At 61.1% G+C, this 21291-nt stretch carries 19 protein-coding genes; 4 read left to right on the forward strand and 15 right to left on the reverse strand.

Annotated features, from left to right (window positions below; genetic code table 11):
- The first annotated feature begins 49 nt into the window (after positions 1-49).
- Positions 50-1195, forward strand: coding sequence for a PilT/PilU family type 4a pilus ATPase (locus ACN0X6_RS10300; RefSeq protein ID WP_196477003.1), 1146 nt, complete (start codon positions 50-52; stop codon positions 1193-1195).
- On the opposite strand, the gene ACN0X6_RS10305 is transcribed toward ACN0X6_RS10300, so the two are convergent.
- Together ACN0X6_RS10305 and ACN0X6_RS10310 are read right to left on the reverse strand one after the other, a co-directional pair.
- The gene (locus ACN0X6_RS10305; RefSeq protein ID WP_417703667.1) at positions 1161-2048 is read right to left on the reverse strand and encodes a TIGR03915 family putative DNA repair protein; all 888 of its coding nucleotides are present in this window, start codon (positions 2046-2048) and stop codon (positions 1161-1163) included. The genes ACN0X6_RS10300 and ACN0X6_RS10305 overlap by 35 nt on opposite strands.
- The gene (locus tag ACN0X6_RS10310) at positions 2048-3259 is read right to left on the reverse strand and encodes a putative DNA modification/repair radical SAM protein (RefSeq protein ID WP_417703669.1); all 1212 of its coding nucleotides are present in this window, start codon (positions 3257-3259) and stop codon (positions 2048-2050) included. Before ACN0X6_RS10310 ends, ACN0X6_RS10305 begins: the two co-directional genes overlap by 1 nt.
- Before the next feature lie 147 nt (positions 3260-3406).
- Between ACN0X6_RS10310 and ACN0X6_RS10315 the strand changes: the two genes are divergently transcribed.
- A complete protein-coding gene (locus ACN0X6_RS10315) occupies positions 3407-3805 on the forward strand; it encodes an NINE protein (protein ID WP_021490398.1) in 399 nt (132 codons plus the stop codon).
- 377 nt (positions 3806-4182) lie between these two features.
- On the opposite strand, the gene ntrC is transcribed toward ACN0X6_RS10315, so the two are convergent.
- The 5 genes from ntrC to glnA form a co-directional block, all read right to left on the reverse strand.
- Complete coding sequence (gene ntrC, locus ACN0X6_RS10320) at positions 4183-5616, reverse strand: nitrogen regulation protein NR(I) (RefSeq protein ID WP_003463926.1); 1434 nt, start codon at positions 5614-5616, stop codon at positions 4183-4185.
- On the reverse strand, positions 5613-6701 hold the full coding sequence (gene glnL / locus ACN0X6_RS10325) for a nitrogen regulation protein NR(II) (RefSeq protein WP_017675830.1): 1089 nt from the start codon (positions 6699-6701) through the stop codon (positions 5613-5615). Before glnL ends, ntrC begins: the two co-directional genes overlap by 4 nt.
- A gap of 262 nt (positions 6702-6963) precedes the next feature.
- Positions 6964-7581, reverse strand: coding sequence for a DUF4124 domain-containing protein (locus ACN0X6_RS10330; RefSeq protein WP_417703936.1), 618 nt, complete (start codon positions 7579-7581; stop codon positions 6964-6966).
- Between the two features lie 5 nt (positions 7582-7586).
- The gene (locus tag ACN0X6_RS10335; RefSeq protein WP_417703672.1) at positions 7587-8150 is read right to left on the reverse strand and encodes a DUF4124 domain-containing protein; all 564 of its coding nucleotides are present in this window, start codon (positions 8148-8150) and stop codon (positions 7587-7589) included.
- 281 nt (positions 8151-8431) lie between these two features.
- Positions 8432-9838, reverse strand: a complete 1407-nt coding sequence (gene glnA / locus ACN0X6_RS10340) for a glutamate--ammonia ligase (RefSeq protein ID WP_417703674.1) — start codon at positions 9836-9838, stop codon at positions 8432-8434.
- A gap of 328 nt (positions 9839-10166) precedes the next feature.
- Here glnA and thiI point away from each other — a divergent pair, with 328 nt between their 5' ends.
- Together thiI and typA are read left to right on the forward strand one after the other, a co-directional pair.
- On the forward strand, positions 10167-11621 hold the full coding sequence (gene thiI, locus ACN0X6_RS10345) for a tRNA uracil 4-sulfurtransferase ThiI (RefSeq protein WP_417703676.1): 1455 nt from the start codon (positions 10167-10169) through the stop codon (positions 11619-11621).
- A 150-nt stretch (positions 11622-11771) separates the two neighbouring features.
- On the forward strand, positions 11772-13595 hold the full coding sequence (gene typA / locus ACN0X6_RS10350; RefSeq protein ID WP_417703678.1) for a translational GTPase TypA: 1824 nt from the start codon (positions 11772-11774) through the stop codon (positions 13593-13595).
- A gap of 187 nt (positions 13596-13782) precedes the next feature.
- Here typA and ACN0X6_RS10355 read toward each other — a convergent pair whose 3' ends face one another.
- The 8 genes from ACN0X6_RS10355 to gbcA form a co-directional block, all read right to left on the reverse strand.
- A complete protein-coding gene (locus ACN0X6_RS10355; RefSeq protein ID WP_417703680.1) occupies positions 13783-13905 on the reverse strand; it encodes a hypothetical protein in 123 nt (40 codons plus the stop codon).
- A 67-nt stretch (positions 13906-13972) separates the two neighbouring features.
- The gene (locus ACN0X6_RS10360) at positions 13973-14434 is read right to left on the reverse strand and encodes a hypothetical protein (RefSeq protein ID WP_417703682.1); all 462 of its coding nucleotides are present in this window, start codon (positions 14432-14434) and stop codon (positions 13973-13975) included.
- 414 nt (positions 14435-14848) lie between these two features.
- Entirely contained in the window at positions 14849-15199 is a 351-nt protein-coding gene (locus tag ACN0X6_RS10365; RefSeq protein WP_417703684.1) for a YkgJ family cysteine cluster protein, read from the reverse strand.
- Positions 15200-15267: 68 nt separating this feature from the next.
- On the reverse strand, positions 15268-16275 hold the full coding sequence (locus tag ACN0X6_RS10370) for a hypothetical protein (protein ID WP_417703686.1): 1008 nt from the start codon (positions 16273-16275) through the stop codon (positions 15268-15270).
- A gap of 10 nt (positions 16276-16285) precedes the next feature.
- A complete protein-coding gene (locus ACN0X6_RS10375) occupies positions 16286-16852 on the reverse strand; it encodes a hypothetical protein (RefSeq protein WP_417703688.1) in 567 nt (188 codons plus the stop codon).
- A 23-nt stretch (positions 16853-16875) separates the two neighbouring features.
- Positions 16876-18441: a hypothetical protein gene (locus ACN0X6_RS10380; RefSeq protein WP_417703690.1), complete on the reverse strand. Its 1566-nt coding sequence runs from the start codon at positions 18439-18441 to the stop codon at positions 16876-16878.
- Positions 18438-19499 carry a helix-turn-helix transcriptional regulator gene (locus ACN0X6_RS10385; protein ID WP_417703938.1) on the reverse strand — a complete coding sequence of 354 codons (1062 nt, stop codon included), beginning with the start codon at positions 19497-19499 and terminating at the stop codon, positions 18438-18440. The genes ACN0X6_RS10380 and ACN0X6_RS10385 overlap by 4 nt, the downstream gene beginning before the upstream one ends.
- Before the next feature lie 365 nt (positions 19500-19864).
- Positions 19865-21157: a glycine-betaine demethylase subunit GbcA gene (gene gbcA / locus ACN0X6_RS10390; protein WP_417703692.1), complete on the reverse strand. Its 1293-nt coding sequence runs from the start codon at positions 21155-21157 to the stop codon at positions 19865-19867.
- Positions 21158-21291: the final 134 nt, after the last annotated feature.

Genomic DNA, 21291 nt, shown 5'->3' on the forward strand with positions numbered 1-21291 from the left:
TCGGCAGATGGTTGCCGCAGGCATTGCACACGAAGCTGCGAGAACGACGATGGAATTCGAAAAACTACTGCGCCTGATGGTCGAAAAAGGCGGCTCCGACCTGTTCATCACCGCTGGCGTACCGCCGTCGATGAAGGTCAATGGCAAGATCATGCCGGTGACCAAGAACGCCATGTCGCCGGAGCAGACCCGCGAGACCGTGCTGGGCGTGATGAACGAGGCGCAACGCCGCGACTTCGCCGAGAACCATGAGTGCAACTTCGCCATCAGTGCCCGTGGTATCGGTCGTTTCCGCGTCAGTGCCTTCTACCAGCGCAACCTGGTGGGCATGGTGCTGCGCCGGATCGAGACCAACATCCCCACCCTCGACGACCTCAAGCTGCCGGAAATCCTCAAGAAGCTGGCGCTGACCAAACGCGGCCTGGTGCTGTTCGTCGGTGCCACCGGTACCGGCAAGTCCACCTCGCTGGCGGCGATGATCGGCTACCGCAACAAGAACAGCAGCGGCCACATCATCTCCATCGAAGACCCGATCGAATACATCCACCAGCACCAGAGCTGCATCGTCACTCAGCGTGAAGTGGGCATCGACACCGAGTCGTTCGAAGTGGCGCTGAAGAACACCCTGCGTCAGGCGCCGGACGTGATTCTCATCGGTGAGGTGCGGACCCGCGAGACCATGGATCATGCCGTGGCCTTCGCCGAAACCGGCCACCTGTGCCTGGCCACCCTGCACGCCAACAACGCCAACCAGGCGCTGGACCGCATCATCAACTTCTTCCCGGCGGACAGGCAGAACCAGGTGTGGATGGATCTGTCGCTCAACCTCAAGGCCATCGTCGCCCAGCAACTGGTGCCGACCCCGGATGGCAAGGGCCGCCGCGCGGTGATCGAGGTGCTGATCAACACCCCATTGGCCGCCGACCTGATCCGCAAGGGTGAGGTGCACGAGCTCAAGGGACTGATGAAACGCTCCACCGAGCAGGGCATGCAGACCTTCGACCAGGCGCTGTACAACCTCTACACCCAGGGCGAGATCACCTACGAAGATGCGCTGCTCTACGCCGACTCGGCCAACGACCTGCGCCTGATGATCAAGCTCGGCTCGGAAACCGATGGCGATCACCTGACCAGCATGGCTCAGGGCCTGGCGCTGGAGGTCAGCGAGGAAGATCCGGGGCGTCGCTTCCGCTGATGCTGTCAGACAGGGGGCGCGATGCGTCCCCTTCGTTTATCCGGGCGATGCGTTTGCCCTTCCTGCCTGCCAGCACCAATGCCTGGCCATCGCGCTGCGCGCCGGCGCGTGCTTCGCTCATCAGTTGCGGAATCAGCGGGCCTTCCGGCAGGTGTTTCCAGAATCTCAGCGGCAGATGCTGCTGCATCACCGTGCGGTTGAGCCGTGCCGGGTTGAAGGTGCTGCCGTAGTAGGCACGCCACAGGGCCTGACCGTCATCCTCGGGCTGTTGCGCCCAGGCTTGCCACTGCGCTGGGCAGCGACGCTCATGCTGCAGGCGTTGGCCATCCCAGTAAACGCCATCACGCGAGGTTGCGATCAGCCAGCTGTGTTTGCCCAGGCGCTCGGCGAAGTGGCCGCTGGCCGAGGCGAGAATGTCGTGCGCCGGTTCGAACCAGGCGACGAAGTCCGGCGCGCCCGCAGCCTTGCTCGGCTGAAAACGCACGAAGGCGTGCAAGTGATGGGCCTCACGGCGCACGGCCTTGAGCCGACGATGCAGCTCACTGCCGTCGGGGTCACCGGCCAGTACGGCGCTGCGTTCGCCCTGCACGAAACGCCAGAGCACACGGTAGAGCAGGCTCCAGCGCTCGTCGCCCCGGTACTGCGCGGCGCTTTCCAGCAGCTCCAGCAGTTCGGGCGATACGCGCAGGCGACCGTTGGGCTCCGGCGCGCGCTCGGCGGGCTGGTCGAACAGTCCAGGCGCTGCCTCTTCGTCCAGCCATTGCAACTGGTGCGGTGCCAGGCCTTGCAGCAGGGCGCGGCGCGCGGCCTGGCGCCAGGTGGCGAAGGTGCCGTCGAAGCGCAGGCTGTGCATCACCACAACGCCATCTGTGCTGGTGTGTCGCGCAGTTGCTGGCGCAGTACCACTGACTCGTGTTCGGCACGTGGCGGGCGGTAATCCTGGGTGATGATGAAGGGTTTGGCCTTTTCCAGTACGCAGCGCAGGCGGGTCAGATCCTCGTAGCGGATGCGCCGTTCCCGCCGCAACGCACCCAGGCGCCGCGCGCTGAGCACGCCGATGCCAGGCACGCGGGCGATCAGCGACTCGTCGGCACGATTGAGGTCCACCGGAAACTGCTCGCGATTGGCCAGCGCCCAGGCCAGCTTGGGGTCGATGTCCAGCGCCAGGTTGCCAGGGCCGGCCAGCAGCTCCGTGGCGCTGAAGCCGTAGCCGCGCATGAGGAAGTCGGCCTGGTAGAGGCGGTGCTCGCGCAGCAGCGGTGGCGCTTCGAAGGGCACGGTCTTGGGGCTCTGCGGAATCGGGCTGAACGCCGAGTAGTAGACGCGGCGCAGGCGATAGTCGTGATACAGGCTCTGGGCGTTGTGCAGGATGGTGCTGTCATCGGTGGCATCGGCGCCGACGATCATCTGCGTGCTTTGCCCGGCCGGGGCGAAGCGCGGCGCGCGGCGTTCTTCCCTGGCCTCGCGCTCGCCGAGATGAATGTTGTGCATGGCCTTGTGGATGCTACCGACGTTCTTTTCCGGCGCCAGGCGCACCAGGCTGGTCTCGGTGGGCAGTTCGATGTTGACGCTGAGGCGATCGGCGTACAGGCCGGCTTCGGCGATCAGTTCCGGTGCAGCATCGGGGATGGTCTTGAGGTGAATGTAGCCGCGAAACTGGTGCTCCTGGCGCAGCAGCTTGGCGACGCGGATCAACTGCTCCATGGTGTAGTCGGCCGAGCGGATGATGCCGGAGCTGAGGAACAGGCCGCTGATGCAGTTGCGCTTGTAGAAGTCCAGCGTCAGCGTCACCACTTCCTCGGGGGTGAAGCGCGCACGCGGCACGTCGCTGGAGCGTCGGTTGATGCAGTACTGGCAGTCGTACAGGCAGAAGTTGGTCAGCAGGACTTTCAGCAGCGCCACGCAGCGACCATCCGGCGTGTAGCTGTGGCAGATGCCCATGCCGTTGGTCGAACCGATGCCGTCCTTGCCCTTGGAGCTGCGCTTTGGCGCGCCACTGCTGGCGCAGGAAGCGTCGTACTTGGCTGCGTCGGCGAGGATGGTGAGCTTTTCGATCAGTTGCATGGCAGGCGATATCTATACTGTTTTTTTATACAGTATATGGGCGTCGTACAGCTATCAAGTCATTCGTTGTGTTGCATCGTTTCTGCGAAAATGAAACCTTCACTCGGCGCGCAGCGTCATAGCTGCACCTCGTACAAGGAGTTCGTCATGCAACGACAGGATACGCACAGCAAGCTGATCGGCTATCTGCTGTGGATTTTCGGTTTTCTCGGTTCCCATCGCTTCTACTACGGCAAGCCGGTCACCGGTACCATCTGGTTCTTCACCCTGGGACTGTTCTTCATCGGCTGGATCATCGACCTGTTCCTGATTCCCTCGATGGATCGCGAGGCCGACCTGCGCTTTACCGCGGGGGATACGGACTACAACGTGGCGTGGATCCTGCTGACCTTCCTCGGTGTGTTCGGTGTGCACCGCATGTATCAGGGCAAGTGGATCACCGGGATCATCTATCTGTTCACCGGCGGCCTGTTCCTGATCGGTGTGCTCTATGACTTCTGGACGCTGAACACGCAGATATCGATCAAGAACGCGCAGCGCGGTTGAGTCAGAGACAAGTGATTTGCACAGTCTGCCCCCTCTCCCATTTATTGGGGGCACGCCTAGGGTGTGTACGAAAAGTCGCCGAGCGAAGGTCAGGCGAGGCAAAATCGGGTGAGGAAGCGGAGTTTACGAGCTGTAAATGAGCATTCCGAACCCGTTTTTAACGAAGCATCACCGAGCGCAGGCACTTTTCGTACAGAGCCTAGTGGAGAGGGCTGGGGAGAAGGTGGTTCAGGCGGTTCGGTGTTGCCGGATAGACCCTCTCCCCCGGCCCCTCCCGCAAGCGGGAGAGGGGAGACAAGCGCCGTAGCCCGGATGCAATCCGGGGAAAATGAAAAGGGCATCCCATGGGATGCCCTTTTTTCGTAACGCCGGCGGGATCAGTCGTCGCTGTCGTCGTCATCCCCGCCGTCGACCTTCATGCCCAGTTCCTTGATCTTGCGCGTCAGGGTATTGCGACCCCAGCCCAGCAGCAGGGCGGCGTCGCGGCGGCGGCCGGCTGTGTGCTTGAGTGCGGTCTCGATCATGATGCGCTCGAACGCCGGCACGGCGCTGTCGAGCAGGTTGGACTGGCCACGTGCCAGGGCCTGGTCGGCCCACAGGCGCAGCGCCTGCTCCCAGTTGGTCACCGGTGCGGCGTCCTGCGGCTGGGTCAGCAGCTCCGGCGGCAGGTCGTCGACATGCACCTCACGGCCCGAGGCCATGACGGTGATCCAGCGGCAGGTGTTCTCCAGCTGGCGCACGTTGCCCGGCCAGGGCAGGTGCTTGAGGTAATCCTCGGTTTCGCTCTTGAGCAGCTTGGGCTCCACTGCCAGTTCCTGCGCCGCACGGGCGAGGAAGTGGTGAGCGAGGGTCGGGATATCCTCGCGGCGATCGGCCAGACGTGGGATATGGATGCGGATGACGTTGAGGCGGTGGAACAGGTCTTCACGGAACTTGCCGGCCTGCACCAGGGTTTCCAGGTTCTGGTGGGTGGCGGCGATGATGCGTACGTCCACTTTCACCGGGGTGTGGCCGCCGACACGGTAGAACTCGCCATCGGCCAATACGCGCAGCAGACGGGTCTGGGTGTCGGCCGGCATGTCGCCGATCTCGTCGAGGAACAGGGTGCCGCCATCGGCCTGCTCGAAGCGACCGCGACGCTGGTTGGCTGCGCCGGTGAAGGCACCTTTCTCGTGGCCGAACAGCTCGGACTCCATCAGATCCTTGGGGATCGCCGCCATGTTCAGCGCAATGAACGGCGCTGCCGCGCGCGGGCTGTGGCGGTGCAGGGCGTGAGCCACCAGTTCCTTGCCGGTACCGGATTCACCATTGATCAGCACGGTGATATTGGAATGGCTGAGGCGGCCGATAGCGCGGAACACCTCCTGCATCGCCGGCGCCTCGCCGATGATTTCCGGGGTGCGTGCCTGCGCTGCGGGCGCGGCCAGGCTTTGTTGTTCCTGAGCGTGCTGGAAGGCGCGCTTGACCAGCGAGACGGCCTCGTCGACGTCGAACGGCTTGGGCAGGTATTCGAAGGCGCCACCCTGATAGCTGGCCACCGCGCTGTCCAGGTCGGAATGCGCGGTCATGATGATCACCGGCAGGCGCGGGTACAGCTCGCGGATGCGGGCCAGCAGGTCGAGGCCGCTGGCGCCGGGCATGCGGATATCGGAGATGATCACGTCCGGCTGCTGGCGGGTCAGGCGGGCGAGTACACCGTCGGCACTGTCGAAGCTCTGGGTGGTCATGCCTTCCTGTTGCAGGGCCTTTTCCAGTACCCAGCGGATGGAACGATCGTCGTCGACAATCCAGACGGTTTCACTGCGGCTCATGGCGTGGGCGCTCCTTGTTCCAGCGGTAGGAAGATCGAGAATACGGTGTGGCCGGGATAGCTCTCGCACTCGATCAGGCCCTGGTGCTGACTGATGATGTTCTGGGTGATGGCCAGGCCCAGGCCGGTGCCGTCGGCACGCCCGCTGACCATGGGATAGAAGATGGTTTCCTGCAGCTCAGGCGGGATGCCGGGGCCGTTGTCGATGATCTCGACCTTGACCACCAGACGGTGGCGCGTATGGCCGATGGTGAACTGGCGCAGGGTGCGGGTACGCAGGCTGATGCGCCCGAGACCCATGTCGTGCTTCTGTCCGGCGATGGCCTGCATGGCATTGCGCACGATATTGAGCACGGCCTGGATCATCTGCTCGCGGTCGATCAGCAGGTCCGGAATGCTCGGGTCATAGTCGCGCACCAGGGTGATGCTGCCCTGGCTTTCCGCTTCGATCAGGTTGGCGACGCGCTCCAGCACCTCATGCACGTTGGTCATCGCCAGCGACGGCAACTTGTTCGAGCCGAGCATGCGGTCGACCAGGTTACGCAGGCGGTCGGCCTCTTCGATGATGACGTTGGTGTAGTCCTTGAGCTCTTCGTTGGGCAGTTCGCGCGACAGCAGTTGTGCTGCGCCACGAATGCCGCCGAGCGGATTCTTGATTTCGTGGGCCAGGCCGCGCACCAGCAGTTTGGTGGTTTCCTGCTTGGACAGCTGCGCCTCTTCCTTGGTGATGCGTAGCAGGCGATCACGTGGATGCACCTCCAGCAGCAGCAGGGTTTCGCCCTTGCTGAACAGTGGGGTGACGGCGTAGTCCACGGTCAGCGTCTGGCCAGTGACCGAGGTCAGCACGGCTTCACGCTTGTTGAACGGATGAGCCTGCTCCACCGCCTGGCGCAGCGATGACAGCGCCTCTGGCGATTCGGTGAACAGGTCGCTGATGAACTGACCATGGCTGCGCTGGCCGCTGACGGCCAGGAGCATTTCCGCCGCCGGGTTCATGTACTCAAGGCACAGCTGGCTGTTGAGCAGCAGGGTGGCGGTGGTCAGGTTGTCGAGTAGCAGTCGATGCAGAGCGTCGTTGATGGTCATAGGCAGCGCATTCCGGCAATGGGCAGGAAAATGCAAGAAGCAAACCAAGGCCCCGAAAAGACGCACTTTTTATGGCCTGCCATCCCTGACGGCCCCTCTTTGGGCCGTCGCAAGCGAGGTCAAAAATGGCTTCCGGCAATTTCTGTGCGATCTGTCCGAGGTCTGGTGGCGTGGTAGCGAGGTCGGGTTGAGAAAAACGACCCAAAACAGGGAGAGCTTAGGAGGCGGTGCGTTCGATTGCACCATCAAGGTGCAATTGAATTCAGAAGAAGGGAAGGATGCTGGCCTCTTCCTTGGGCTTGTCTTTGAGTGGGCATTCGGGGCGAACGCCGTATTCATCCTTCTTGCACGGATTGATCTTGCGCTTCTGTGCCAGGGTCATGCGGTGCATGTGGAAGGGTTGCGCCGGTGTGCGCTCGACGATGAGCCCGGCGGAGTCGATGATTTCTGCCACCAGTTGGTGCGTACCACGGTCGACGTGCTGCAGGGAGAACACCGGGCTGCGGCTTGTTTCGCCCTGGGGGGCGCCGTCGAGCAGCAACCGGTAGCTGTGGTCGGGCAGCAGACCTGGCTCGCTGGTGAGGGTGACGATCATGTCGCCGGAACCGTTGTGGATCGAGGCGTCCGGCTCAGGCACGAGAATGCGCAGCACCTGATAGTGCACGGTCGGTTTGCTTACCGCAGGTGGCGGGGCCATGCGCACCGTGGGTTGGGGTTGGCTCATTTCCGCACTGTTGGACGGCGCCAGCATCACCCGTTCGGCAGTGCTGCTGCGCGGCTTGTCGGTGAATACGCGGTTACCTTCAGCATCGACATAGGTATAGACCTGGGCCGAGGCTGCCTGGCTGATGAACAACAGGCAGAGCAGCAGTGTACGCATCATGATCAGTTCGTAGGTCTCGGAGTCGGGCGCGGTGGCGTTACAGGTGGACGGGCAGGGCTGTTGGTGCTGATGCGCTGCACGGTGAAGGTTTCGGTGGCGCTCTGCTGGACGATGCGTTCGCCAGCGACGACCGCCACCGCCAGGCTGTGTTCGCCGCGCTCGACATTGGTCAGCTGCAGGCTCGGCACGTTGCCGGCCTGGCCGTATGGCTCGCCATCGAGGATCAGGCGGAGCTGGTGGCCGGGCTGCAGGCGTGGCTGGATATTCACGCCGACGACGAAGGTGCCGTTGTTGGCGCGCATCGCTTCGTCGTCCGGGATGCCGGTCAGGCTCAGTGCGGAGTAGGGTGCTGCGCTCTGTGTCGAGGTGTCGTCATTGCCCGCCGGTGTGCTGGGCGTCTGCATCTCTACCGTATTGGTTGGCGGCAGGTTGACGCTCTCGGCTGCTGCGCCATCGGGCGGCTGGTTGGTGAAGACTGTGTTGCCGTTGGCGTCGACGTATTTGTAGATCTGCGCACTGGCCGGCAAGGCCAGGGCAAGCAGCAGGCAGGCGAGTAACGGGCGCATGGGCCGATCCTTCCGCGGATGATGCGCTAAGCCTTGCACTGCTGACGGTTCCTGGCAAGCGCAGGGCGCCATGGCTGTGATGTCTGGCTACAAATCGGCGCGGGCCATGGGGGCGGATGACTTAGGGCGTCGTGGAGCACTGGTCTGTGCGCGCCATCTGTTGCAGTGTCTCGGGCTCTCGGTGCGCGCGGCGCACCCTACCGGTGGGAAATGAAAAAGCCCCGCCAGGCAGAGCCGAGCGGGGCTTTCGAGCGCGCTGCACGAGGCGGCGCGAGACTGGTTTAGACGCTGTAGTACAGGTCGTATTCCAGCGGGTGTACGAAGGTACGTACCTTGATTTCTTCTTCGGATTTCAGCTCGATGTAAGCATCGATGAAGTCGTCGGAGAATACGCCGCCCTTGGTCAGGAACGCGCGGCCCTTGTCCAGCTCTTCCAGGGCTTCTTTCAGGCTGCCGCACACCTGCGGGATCAGCTTGCCTTCTTCCGGCGGCAGGTCGTACAGGTTCTTGTCGGCCGCATCGCCCGGGTGGATCTTGTTCTGGATGCCGTCGATACCGGCCATCAGCAGAGCAGCGAAGGCCAGGTAGGGGTTGGCAGCCGGGTCCGGGAAGCGCGCTTCGATGCGGCGGGCTTTCGGGCTGGCAACGTAAGGGATGCGGATCGAGGCGGAGCGGTTGCGAGCCGAGTAGGCCAGCATCACCGGTGCTTCGAAACCCGGAACCAGACGCTTGTAGGAGTTGGTCGACGGGTTGGTGAAGCCGTTCAGGGCCTTACCGTGCTTGATGATGCCGCCGATGAAGTACAGAGCGGTCTCGGACAGGCCGGCATAGCCTTCGCCAGCGAAGGTGTTCTTGCCGTCTTTGGAGATCGACATGTGCACGTGCATGCCCGAGCCGTTGTCGCCGTACAGCGGCTTCGGCATGAAGGTAGCGGTCTTGCCGTAGGCGTCGGCGACGTTGTGCACGCAGTACTTCAGGGTCTGAACTTCGTCAGCCTTGGCCACCAGGGTGTTGAACTTCACGCCGATTTCGTTCTGACCGGCAGTGGCCACCTCGTGGTGGTGCACTTCGACGACCAGGCCCATCTCTTCCATGGCGTTGCACATGGCAGTCCGGATTTCGTGGTCGTGGTCGCACGGCGGAACCGGGAAGTAACCGCCCTTGACGGCCGGACGGTGGCCCTTGTTGCCGCCTTCGACGTCGCCGTCGGTCATCCACGAGCCTTGCTCGGAATAGATCTTGAACATCGAGCCGGAGATGTCGGACTTGAACTTCACTTCGTCGAAGATGAAGAACTCGGGCTCCGGGCCCACGAATACGGTGTCACCGATGCCGGTGCCCTTGAGGAACTCTTCAGCGCGCTTGGCGATGGAGCGCGGGTCGCGGTCGTAGCCTTGCATGGTGCTCGGCTCGATGATGTCGCAGACCAGGATCAGGGTCGGCTCTTCGGTGAACGGGTCCAGTACGGAAGTTTCGTCGACCGGCATCAGGATCATGTCGGAGGCTTCGATGCCTTTCCAGCCATGGATGGACGAGCCGTCGAACATCTTGCCGTGCTCGAAGAAGTCTTCGTCCAGGGCGTCACGGGCCGGCATGGTCACGTGGTGCTGCTTGCCCTTGGTGTCGGTGAAGCGCAGGTCTACCCACTTCACGTCGTGTTCTTTGATCAGTTGAACAGCCTTAGACATGTTGTCCTCCAGGTGGAAAAGGCTCTTATCGATAAGCCTTGAAGATGCGGTGAAGCCCGGCGGGATAGTCCTCCAGGGCGACCTGCCTCACAAGGGAGCAAATTGCATGCCAGTGCCCTTTATTGGGCAGAAGCCACGAAACTCAGGTACCGCGCCGTCTGCGCGCTAATTCGCCAGAAATATTTGCACCATTTAAGGGCCTTTAATTTCAAGAAAGATCCATTTTGGTGCGCTGCGTGAGTGATGCAGTATTTTTGGTCAAAGCTTGAACAATTTCCGCTATAATCCGCGCCCCTGTTTTTTCGTCCCCCAAGCGGGCGGCCTATTCATGAAGCTCATCGTCAAAGTTTTCCCGGAAATCACCATCAAGAGCCGCCCAGTGCGCAAGCAGTTCATTCGCCAGTTGGGGAAGAACATTCGCTCCGTGCTGCGTGATCTTGACCCCGAATTGCGGGTGACAGGTGTCTGGGACAACCTCGAAGTCGAAACCGACCTGGACGATCCCAAGCTGCTCGCCGAGATGACCGAGCGCCTGCGCAATACGCCGGGCATCGGCCTGTTCCTCGAGGTCAATGAATACCCGCTGGGCGATCTCGACGACATCACCGAGCATTGCAAGCGTCACTATGCCGATCAGTTGCCGGGCAAGATCTTCGCGGTGCGTTGCAAGCGCGGCGGCAAGCATGAGTTTTCTTCCATCGATGTCGAGCGTCACGTCGGCTCGCGCCTGCGTCGTGAGTGCGATGCGGCTGGCATCGACCTGAAGAAACCGGACGTCGAAGTGCGCATGGAGATTCGCGACCAGCGCCTGTTCGTGGTGCACAACCGTCACGAAGGCCTCGGCGGTTACCCGCTGGGCTCGCTGGAGCAGACCCTTGTGCTGATGAGTGGCGGTTTCGACTCCACCGTGGCGGCGTACCAGATGATGCGTCGCGGCCTGGTCAGCCACTTCTGCTTCTTCAACCTCGGCGGCCGCGCCCACGAATTGGGCGTGATGGAAGTGGCGCACTATATCTGGCAGAAGTTCGGCCGCTCGCAGCGCGTGCTGTTCATCAGCGTGCCGTTCGAGGAAGTGGTCGGCGAGATTCTCGGCAAGGTCGACAACAGCCAGATGGGCGTTATCCTCAAGCGCATGATGCTGCGTGCTGCCACCCGTATCGCCGAGAACCTGCAGATCGAGGCGCTGGTCACCGGCGAGGCGATCAGTCAGGTCTCCAGCCAGACCCTGACCAACCTTGCAGTGATCGATTCGGCCACCGACATGCTGGTCATGCGCCCGCTGATCGCCAGCCACAAGCAGGACATCATCAACACCGCCACGCAGATCGGCACCGCCGAGTTCGCCAAGAACATGCCCGAGTATTGCGGCGTGATCTCGGTCAACCCGACCACCAAGGCTCGCGGTTACCGCATCGAGCACGAGGAGGCCCAGTTCGACATGGCCATCCTCGAGCGCGCCCTCGAACGCGCCACCCAGTTGCCCATCGACCGCGTGATCGACGAGTTGGGCAAGGACGTGCAGGTCGAGGAGGTCGGTGAAGCGCTGGCCGGACAGATCGTCATCGACATCCGCCATCCCGACGCCGCCGAAGACGAGCCGCTGGACGTCCCTGGCATCGAGGTGCAGGCGCTGCCGTTCTATGCGCTGAACAACAAATTCAAGGAACTGGATGAGAACCGCCAGTACCTGCTGTATTGCGACAAGGGCGTCATGAGCCGCCTGCACGCCCACCATCTGCTGAGCGAGGGACATGCCAATGTGCGCGTTTATCGTCCGGCATAGAACGCCGGGGCTTAATGGCGGAAGTATCCGCCATCGCCCTCCCGACCGTTCGCCAGCGGCGACACCCCATTCAGCTCGCTGAAACAGTTTTCTTCATATTCGTCGTCCAGGCTGGGCGACACACCGAATCCTCTGATCGAGATACACACAGTGATCGAAAATCTGCGCAACATCGCCATCATCGCCCACGTCGACCATGGCAAAACCACCCTCGTCGACGCCCTGCTGCGTCAGTCCGGCACCCTGGAACGCAACGAGCTCAACGACGAGCGCGTGATGGACAGCAACGACCAGGAAAAAGAGCGCGGCATTACCATTCTGGCCAAGAACACCGCCATCAAGTGGAACGACTATCGCATCAACATCGTCGACACCCCCGGCCACGCCGACTTCGGTGGTGAAGTCGAGCGCGTGATGTCGATGGTCGACTCCGTGCTGCTGGTGGTCGACGCCCAGGACGGCCCGATGCCGCAAACCCGCTTCGTGACCAAGAAGGCCTTCGAAGCCGGCCTGCGCCCGATCGTCGTGATCAACAAGATCGACCGTCCGGGCGCGCGTCCGGACTGGGTCATGGACCAGATCTTCGACCTGTTCGACAACCTCGGCGCCACCGATGAGCAGCTCGACTTCCAGGTCGTTTACGCCAGCGCCCTGAACGGCATCGCCGGTCTCGACCACAGCGACATGGCCGAAGACCTGACCCCGCTGTACCAGGCCATCGTCGACCACGTGCCGGCGCCGAACGTCGACCTCGACGGCCCGTTCCAGATGCAGATTTCCGCTCTGGACTACAACAGCTTCCTCGGCATCATCGGCGTTGGCCGCATCGCTCGCGGCAAGGTCAAGCCGAACACCCCGGTGACTGCCATCGACGTCGACGGCAAGAAGCGTAATGGCCGTATCCTCAAGCTGATGGGCCACCACGGCCTGCACCGCGTAGACGTCGAAGAAGCCACCGCCGGTGACATCGTCTGCGTCAGCGGTATGGATCAGCTGTTCATCTCCGACACCCTGTGCGACATCAACCACGTCGAAGCGATGAAGCCGCTGACCGTTGACGAGCCGACCGTCTCGATGACCTTCCAGGTCAACGACTCGCCGTTCTGCGGCAAGGAAGGCAAGTTCGTCACCAGCCGCAACATCAAGGAGCGTCTGGACAAGGAGCTGCTGTACAACGTGGCCCTGCGCGTTGAAGAAGGCGACAGCGCCGACAAGTTCAAGGTCTCCGGCCGTGGCGAGCTGCACCTCTCGGTACTGATCGAAACCATGCGTCGCGAAGGTTTCGAAATGGGCGTTGGCCGTCCGGAAGTGATCATCCGTGAAGTCAACGGCGTCAAGCAGGAGCCGTTCGAGAACGTCACCATCGACATCCCTGAGGAATCCCAGGGCAAGGTCATGGAAGAAATGGGCCTGCGCAAGGGCGATCTGACCAACATGTCGCCGGACGGCAAAGGTCGCGTGCGCCTGGAATACAACATCCCGGCTCGCGGTCTGATCGGTTTCCGTAACCAGTTCCTGACCCTGACCAACGGCGCCGGCATCCTGACCTCGATCTTCGACCGTTACGACACCGTTAAGGCCGGCACCATGTCTGGCCGTCAGAACGGCGTACTGGTGTCGATCGACACCGGCAAGGCGCTGACCTACTCCCTGGAAACCCTGCAGGCGCGCGGCAAGCTGTTCGTCGAGCACGGCCAGGAAATCTACAACGGTCAGATCGTCGGCCTGAACAGCCGCGACAACGACCTGGGCGTCAATCCGACCAAGGGCAAGAAGCTCGACAACATGCGTGCTTCGGGCAAGGACGAAACCATCGCCCTGGTACCGCCGGTTCGCTTCACCCTGGAGCAGGCTCTGGAGTTCATCCAGGACGATGAATTGTGCGAAGTGACGCCGAAGTCGATCCGTCTGCGCAAGAAGATCCTCGACGAAGGCGAGCGCACCCGCGCTGCCAAGAAAGCCAACAAGGCCTGACGCTTAGCGACTAGCCTCGGCTGAAAATGAAAAGCCCCGCCAGAGCGATCTGGCGGGGCTTTTTGTTTCGTGTAGGAGCCCGCTTGCGGGCGATCCTGCCGGTGCGATGCTGATAGGCCGTAGCATGGGCTGAGCGTATCGATACCCGGAAAGGCGATAGATCTAGCCCCCACAACAACTACATCTGCTATGCCGGTCTGCCCTTGCGTTCCTCCCGTTCGCGCTTCAGCTCGCGATATTCGCAATAGTGTTCATAGGCAGCTTTGGTCACGACCACGAGGCCAATGGTGGCGAGGATGTTTTTCAGCATAAGACTCTCCAGTTATCGTCAGGCAGGATGGGCTTATTTCCATCCCATGCCTTTTCCATTGCTGTTCCTACCATGCCGAACGACAGCTGTTTTCCGGGCCGAGTGGCGCTAGAACGTTGCTGATATTGGTTGTCGGCAGATTGATCGTGTGTCCGCCAGCCACCAGTTGCAGGCGGTTGGCCTGGCGCAGCGCTTGCCAGAACGCGGGAAAGTTGGCGCCACAAGCGCGGCAATCGGTGAAAAACGGATTGCTGTAATGCTCGCCGTCGACGATCACGTCGAAGCTACGATCACCAGACATCGCGCCTTCTTCCGAGCTGTACTGCTTGCCGGCGACGGTGGCATAGGCGCGCACGGCGCCATCTTCCTCATGGTCCGGGCAGGAAATGTTCAGCTCGTTGCCATTGCCGTCATCGACCAGGTGCTCGCTGACGCCCATGCCCCAGCCGCTGGTCCATTCATAGGTGCCGGCGCTGGCAGTGCTGCAGGCGAGCAGGCTGCACAGCAGCCATGTGGTCTTCCCTTGCATGATGTTTCTCTCCGTTGCGTTGGTGTCAGGTGTGGCGGGGACGCAGAAAATCGCTCAGGCGCTTCTTCATGACTTCGCTGCGTGTTGCGGTTCGGGAGTCGAGAGCGTCGCTATGGCACTGGGGGCAGGTGCTGTGCCAGTCGATGCCGATCATGAGGCAATCGCTCAATGGAATCGTGGTGCCTTGCCAGTTGCAGGCTGGGCAACGGAATGTGCGTGGCTGAGGGGGTATTGGCATGAACGAGATCTCCCTTGCTCGGTATGGGAGGTACTCTGCGCCGGGGGCGCGACAGATTGTGTCGCTGCCGATGGCATGAAGTCAGGTGAATGTCCAATTGTGGACACTCACCGTATTGAGACTAGCTATGGGGTAGATTGCGCAAGTCGAGGGGGGCTATGTTTGGGCGCCGGCGATCATGCGGTGTCTTCGCCAGGGGACTTAGAGCAGAAAATCAATGGGCTGCTCCCTGGTGGCGGCTTGGAGGAGCTGCCTTTCTGTAGAAGCTCGCAAGTCTTGAGGTTCAGGGTGACGAAATCCTCCCAGGTGTATTGCTGGGCGTAGTTCAGTTCGTATTGCCGATCCACTCGGCATATGTCCGGGCGTTTGGCGTAGATGCTGCATCCTCTGCTGGCGGTGTCGTAGTGCCGACAGGTGCCGTCGCCCCGGTCGAGAAAGCTGGTTTCCTCGGCCAGGTAAACGTGCTGGCAGCACAGGCCGCATTGGTTGCAAGGGAAGACAGAAAGCCGCGCGTTTGGGTAGGACATACAATGATCGCTATTGACCGCTCTAGGTTGTCCAGAGAAGGCCCGTGTAGCGGCACGGGCCTTGTCGTTTATGCGCTTGGGGCCGTCAGTTCGGTGGCAATGTCCTGAATACGCTTTTCCGTGGACAGCACTAGATTACCTTGTTCATCCAGAATCGCCGTATCAATCATGGCTTTGAGCAACTGGGCGAACTTGACTGAGCTGAGCACTACGTTCCGGCTGTCCTGCGGGAGTGCCCGATAGTCCTCGCCATGGGTTTCTATGGCGATCTTCATATCGTGTACGGCATGGCGCAATTGCGCGCTGATCTTGGAGAAGGTGGAATTGGCCAGTGCTGTGACCTGTTCAATGGCTTGTAGCTTGCCGGCCATCAGGTTGGCATGGTCGCGGATGGTTTTCGCTTGCTCCAGATTGCTGCGGGCATTGTTCAGGGCTTCTTCACCCTTGCTGCCGAGGATGTGGCCGAAGATGGCCAGCGCCGGGCCGGCGACTATGCCGCCGAGCACCATCATGCCGCCAGCCATACCATAGCCGCCGGCGGCCAGGGATCCACCACCTAGCCAGGCCAATGTGGCGTTGGTGGCCGCGACGCCGCCAAGTGATGAAATGGCGGTGCCGGTGCTGGCGGTCGCCAGCAGCATGGTGCCGTTGTAGGCCCCGAACGCCAGGGCCGCGCCGCTGCCCATCCCGGCCCCGAGGCCCAGGCCGGCATCTTTGAGTGCCTGGTAATCCTGGCGTAGACCCTTCAGCGTATTGTTGGAAAAGTCGCCGGCATTCAGTTTGTCTAATTCTGGGCTACCCATGACCTCGACATTTTTCAACCGTTCGAAAGTGGTGATAAAGTCGGCGATGACGCCGTTAAAGGCGCGCAGCTTGCGCTGGCCGTAGTCTTCCAGGGTCTTGTTGGTGGATTCTCGATGTTTCTCGACCTTCTGGTTGGACACGTTGACCATGGTGCGAGCCTCGTCATTGAGGCCCTTGGCGTTGCTGTGGTCTATGGCTCCACTGACGCCCTTGGCGGCACCGTAGAGGCCGGCTGCTGCTGCGGCAACGCCGAGGATGATTGGAATCGGCATGGTTTTCTCCTTATTCGAGGACGAGGGCGATGGTTTTGCTGACTTCATCGTTCAGGGCTTCAGCGCGCTCCAGCAGGTCGTCGAAGATGAAGTCTTCAATCTGGTAGTGGTGCTGAAATGCTCGCATCAGCTTCTGCTCGATGCTGGAAATCGAGCCATCGCGTAGGGCGACCAGGAACATCTCGAATAGCATGATCTTCGGGACTTCCGGTCGATCTGTAGATCGCCCCTCCAGAAGTTGGGCTAATACGGCCTGAGAGGCGGCCATGCGGCTTTCTGGTAGTTCTACCTTGCTCAGGGCAAAAGCTTTCAGTTGCTCTACCAAACGGTTCTTGACTGATGTACTGAACCAGCCTGACTCTCGGTGTGCTGGGTGACCGGCGGAATGCTCCAGGTCTTCAAGTAGTTCGTTTTCCTGTTCGTCGATCTGGATGGATAGGTTGCTTAGGTCGGTATCCGAAGTGAGTTCATCGTATTTTTTTCCATCCCAGAGAACCGGATTGTCGGAGAGCGCCAGCAATTCAGCCAGGTCAAGCAGCAAGGGCTTTTCCGGTTCCGGCAATAGTTTGATGAGCATGGGTATGTTCTCGCTTGTGTGATTTACAGGGCCAGGGGCTTGTCGGAGTCCATGAAGTCGTCGAACTCCGCCAGGTTCTGGAATTGCAATGTCTTGCCCAGCAGGGTGGCGTATTCGTTGATGGCGGCAGCCAGATCGTCGGTGTTGCTAAGGCTGGGGTTGTCGGCGATGGCGAATAGGCGTTCGGTTTCCCGGCGCAGCTGAGGAATTTCGTTGTTGGTAAACACGCGTAGTTCGGCCTGCTCGGCAGCCAGCCGTTCGCGTGCGGCTGACTCGATGGCGCGGATGCGTTCCAGTTGCTGGCGTGAAAGCTCCACGCCTTGCGCGGCTTCCAACGCACTCTGGTAGAAGAAGGAAGAGAGCGTGTAACCAATCATCCCGCCAATGGCAGCGCCCACGAAGGGGATGGGAATGGCCAGTTGCCCCAGCGCGGCCATCATGCTGCTGGAGAGCATGCCTGCGCCTTTCTCGCCGACCTCGGTCAGTAACTGGGCTTCGCTGATTTCCCCAGTGACATAGCGTTTGACGGAACTGCCCAGTGACAGGCAGATGTTGACTGCTAGCGCTGGCGCGTTGGTGCCGGCAAGTGTGCGCAGGGTCTGGTTGCTCGATTGCTGCAAGCCGCCTTTGAGGGCCGCTCCAGCGAAGGCAGTGCCATAGCCGAGAGCGGCGGCCTTGACGGTATCGGTTGCGAGGTTTTGAGCCGCTTCTGCGAATTGCTTTTTCTCTTGGGCCACGCTGACCGCATTGGACAGCAGAGAGATGGAGGCGCCGATAAGTGCACCGTATTTGGCGCCCTCCATGCCTGCGCGATGGCTGGTGCTGGCGATGTCCTTCAGCGTCTCGCGCAACGGCTTTTCGGCGTAGTCGATAGCCTGTTGGGTCGATATGCCAAGATCAACGATGTCTTCTTCGGCAAGCCTGTCGAACCTGTCGGCGCGCTCGCGGAATTTTTCAGCAAGCTCCGGTTTTCCTTTTTGTTCTGCCTGCAGTGCGTGTTTTCTTAGATTATCCGCACGATTGCGGCAGTAAGTCTTGGCGTCTTCGACCTGCTCGCTAGGCAGCTCCAACTTTTTGCCGAAGTACTTACTGTACTTGTGATCCTCATGGCTAACCTGGTTGGCAACCCTGTTTCCACTGGCCTCCAACTTAGTCTGGGCTTCGTAAATGATCTTGCCGTTTTCATCCACGCGTACTCGATCCACCGCTTCGCGGTACTTGGGATCGGTGTCAATGCCGTAATGCTTCAGATCATCGCTGCGAATCGTGCGCTCAGACGATTTGTTGATGATGGCTTCGGCATTGTCACGACTGGTACCGGCAACTTCGCCAGCCCAGCCCGCTCGGTGTTTAACGCCGGTTTTTTCCTGGCTGATGCCTTTCAGGCCTTTGCTGAGAACTTTGCCTGCTTCGTTGTCGATACCGGTATAGGCTTTGACGAACTCGGCGTTGGCACTGCCATAACGGTTGACGGTTTCACTCGTGGAAAGTGCTATTGCGGTGCGGCCGATATCCCGTTCAACTTCGTCTCTGCTGTCGTCTTGCTCTCTGGGGGTTGAAGCAAGTGTAGGAGTGTCGCTGGGTTTCATGGAGCCTCCTGGCAGGAGTGTGCATCGGTAATGGTGGCCGATTGGTGTGGCATTGACTGCCTATACAGTCCGCTCATTTTTGTCAGCTTCTCTTTGATGACATCTATCCAACGTTTTGGCTGATGCAGGTGAACGTTCTCCCCCAACCCAAACACCCACCACAGCGTCTCCTTATCATCCGGAACCTTGGCGCGCAGGCGTTGCCAGTCGCTATTGGGCAGTGGCTCTAGGCTTTGCTCCGGGCTCAGCGGGGTTTCGCCGAGTAGCCAGGCGATTTGGGGGGCGACGTCGGCAACCAGCTCCACCTGTTCGATGGGGGCGGCTGTATTGAGCTGCTGACGGATGTAGGTATCCACTGCGAAGTCCGGGCGCGCCCGTGCGGGCTCGTTCAGGCGCTCGGCATGGTGGATACGGTGCAACGCGAACTGGCGTAGGTCGTCGTAGCCGTCGACGCTGGCGATCAGGTAGCTGATGGAATGACGTGAAATCAGGCCGGCAGGATGAATGAGCAGCTGCTTGGCTGCGGCCTTGCTGCGGCTCAGGTAGTCGATGCGCAGCGGCTTGCGTTCCAGCAGTGCGGCGGAGGTCTCCTGCCAGACATCCTTGTCAATTTCAGCTGGCAGCAAGGCCTTGCCGTTCGGCAGGGCGCGGACACTACGTGCCCAGTGGCCGAGGTGGTTCTGTTCCAGCTCGCCCAGGTAGTTGCGCGCCTTGTTGAACTGCGGACCGAGCAGGTCGAGCACGCTTTGCGGCAGCAGGTTCTTCAGGTGCCCTTCGGCGAGGTAGAGCGCCAGGGCAGTGGCCGGCTCCATGTCGCGCAGATCCAGCGGGGCGTTCTTGGCGTGGCTCCACTGCTTGCGGCCGCCTTCTTCCTCGTCGATCAGCGAGAACGGCCCGGAGAGCCGCTGCAGGTCGCGCTGTACGGTGCGTAGATCAACGTAGAAACCGCGGTCACGAAGTTTTTCGTGAAGCGTTGGGGCGGTGCTGTAGCGAGGGTACTCAGGTATCAGGCGCAGCAGACTAAAAAGCCTGAGCAATGTGTCTTTCGCTTCGGGCATGACAACAGCCTTGTCTCGTTGATCCTTTCGCCGGTTTACCGGCGTCATGCTGATGGCACTTTAACCATCTTTGATGGCTTTGTGCTAGCTAAAATCGGCACTGGATCGGTGGATAGTCAGGGCTGAGTCTGTGACAGGGGCGCGACAAGCTGTGTCGTGCTGAATGAACATTCCGAGAGAATGATTCGAGTTCCACTGGAAGGACGGTAAGTTTCGCGGCTAGAGCCGCTCCTGCAGTGTGCAGTGGCATTGAGCCCCCGGCATCCGCGAGGATGCCGGGGGCATGCAGAATCAGTCGTGCTCTGGCCGACAGGCCAGCAGCCCATAGGCTGCCAGCCCGATCACTACCAGCAGGCTGAGCGTCATCACTCGCCCGCTACCTGGCGCAGCGATTGCGCCGGGGTGTCGCCGAGGTTGTTGAGCATCCGCTCGCTGTACCAGTCGACGAAGTTGATCACGCCGAACTCGTAGGTCTTGGAGTACGGGCCCGGCTGGTAGGCAGTGGAGTTGATGCCGCGCTGGTTTTCCTCGGCCAGGCGGCGATCCTGGTCGTTGGTGGCGTCCCACACCTGGCGCAGGCGGGCGACGTCGTAGTCGACACCTTCCACAGCGTCCTTGTGCACCAGCCACTTGGTGGTGACCATGGTTTGCTGCGCGCTGATCGGCCACACGGTGAAGACGATCATGTGGTCGCCCATGCAGTGGTTCCACGAATGCGGCAGGTGCAGGATGCGCATGGAGCCCAGGTCCGGGTCGGTGATGCGGCCCATGAGTTTCTTGCAGCCCTGCTTGCCATCCATGGTCATGGATACGGTGCCCTTGAGCAGGGGCATGCGCACGATGCGGTTGCGCAGGCCGAAGCTGGCGTGGGCGTAAGGAATCTTGTCCTTATCCCAGCGAGCGGTACATTCGGCCACCTGATCCTTGAACGCCTGGCTGGCGCGCGGGTCGGTGACGTCATCCCATTCCAGCAGGGTGTTGAGCAGTTCCGGGTGCGAGCCATTGCAGTGGTAGCACTCGCGGTTGTTCTCGAGCACCAGCTTCCAGTTGGCCTTTTCCATCAGGGTGGTCTGCACGGCCACCTTGGCGTTCTCCATGTCGTAGGGTTCCATGTAGTGCGCCAGGGTGGCGAGGAACTCGTCGATGGCCGGCGGGTTTTCCGCCAGGGAGATGAAGATGTAGCCGCCGGCGGTCTTGCACTGCACCGGTTTCAGGCTGTAGTCCTTGAGGTCGAAGTCGGCGCCCATTTCGCTGCCGGCGAACAGCAGGCGACCGTCCAGCTCGTAGGTCCACTGGTGGTAGGGGCAGACCAGCTTGGCGACCTTGCCCTTGTCCGATACGCACAGACGAGAGCCGCGATGACGGCAGACGTTGTGAAAGGCGTGGATCTGCCCTTCGGCGCCGCGTATGACCAGGATCGGGTTGTCGCCGATCTGCAGGGTGAGGAAGTTGCCCTTGGCCGGGATTTCGCAGGTCATGCCAGCGATCAGCCATTCCTTGTGGAAGATCTCCTGCATGTCGACCTGGAACAGGCGCTCATCGTTGTAGAAAGGCTGCGGCAGCGAGAAGCTGTGATCGCGCTCATGCAGCATCTGCGCGGTGGCCTTGCGGACGGGCTCCAGCGGGTCGCCCAGGCTCAGGTTTTGGGTGCAGTCCATGGTGGCTCCTCATTGGCGAGCGCCTCGCGCCTGCCGGAAATAGTGGCTGATACGGTATGTGCCGCAAGGTCTCGATCAATCGCTGCCGCCTGCAATGGGCGTGCATGCCTGGTGAGTGGAGTGTGGAGCCGGCA

The sequence above is a fragment of the Pseudomonas sp. genome (assembly GCF_048269965.1).
Lineage (GTDB): Bacteria > Pseudomonadota > Gammaproteobacteria > Pseudomonadales > Pseudomonadaceae > Aquipseudomonas.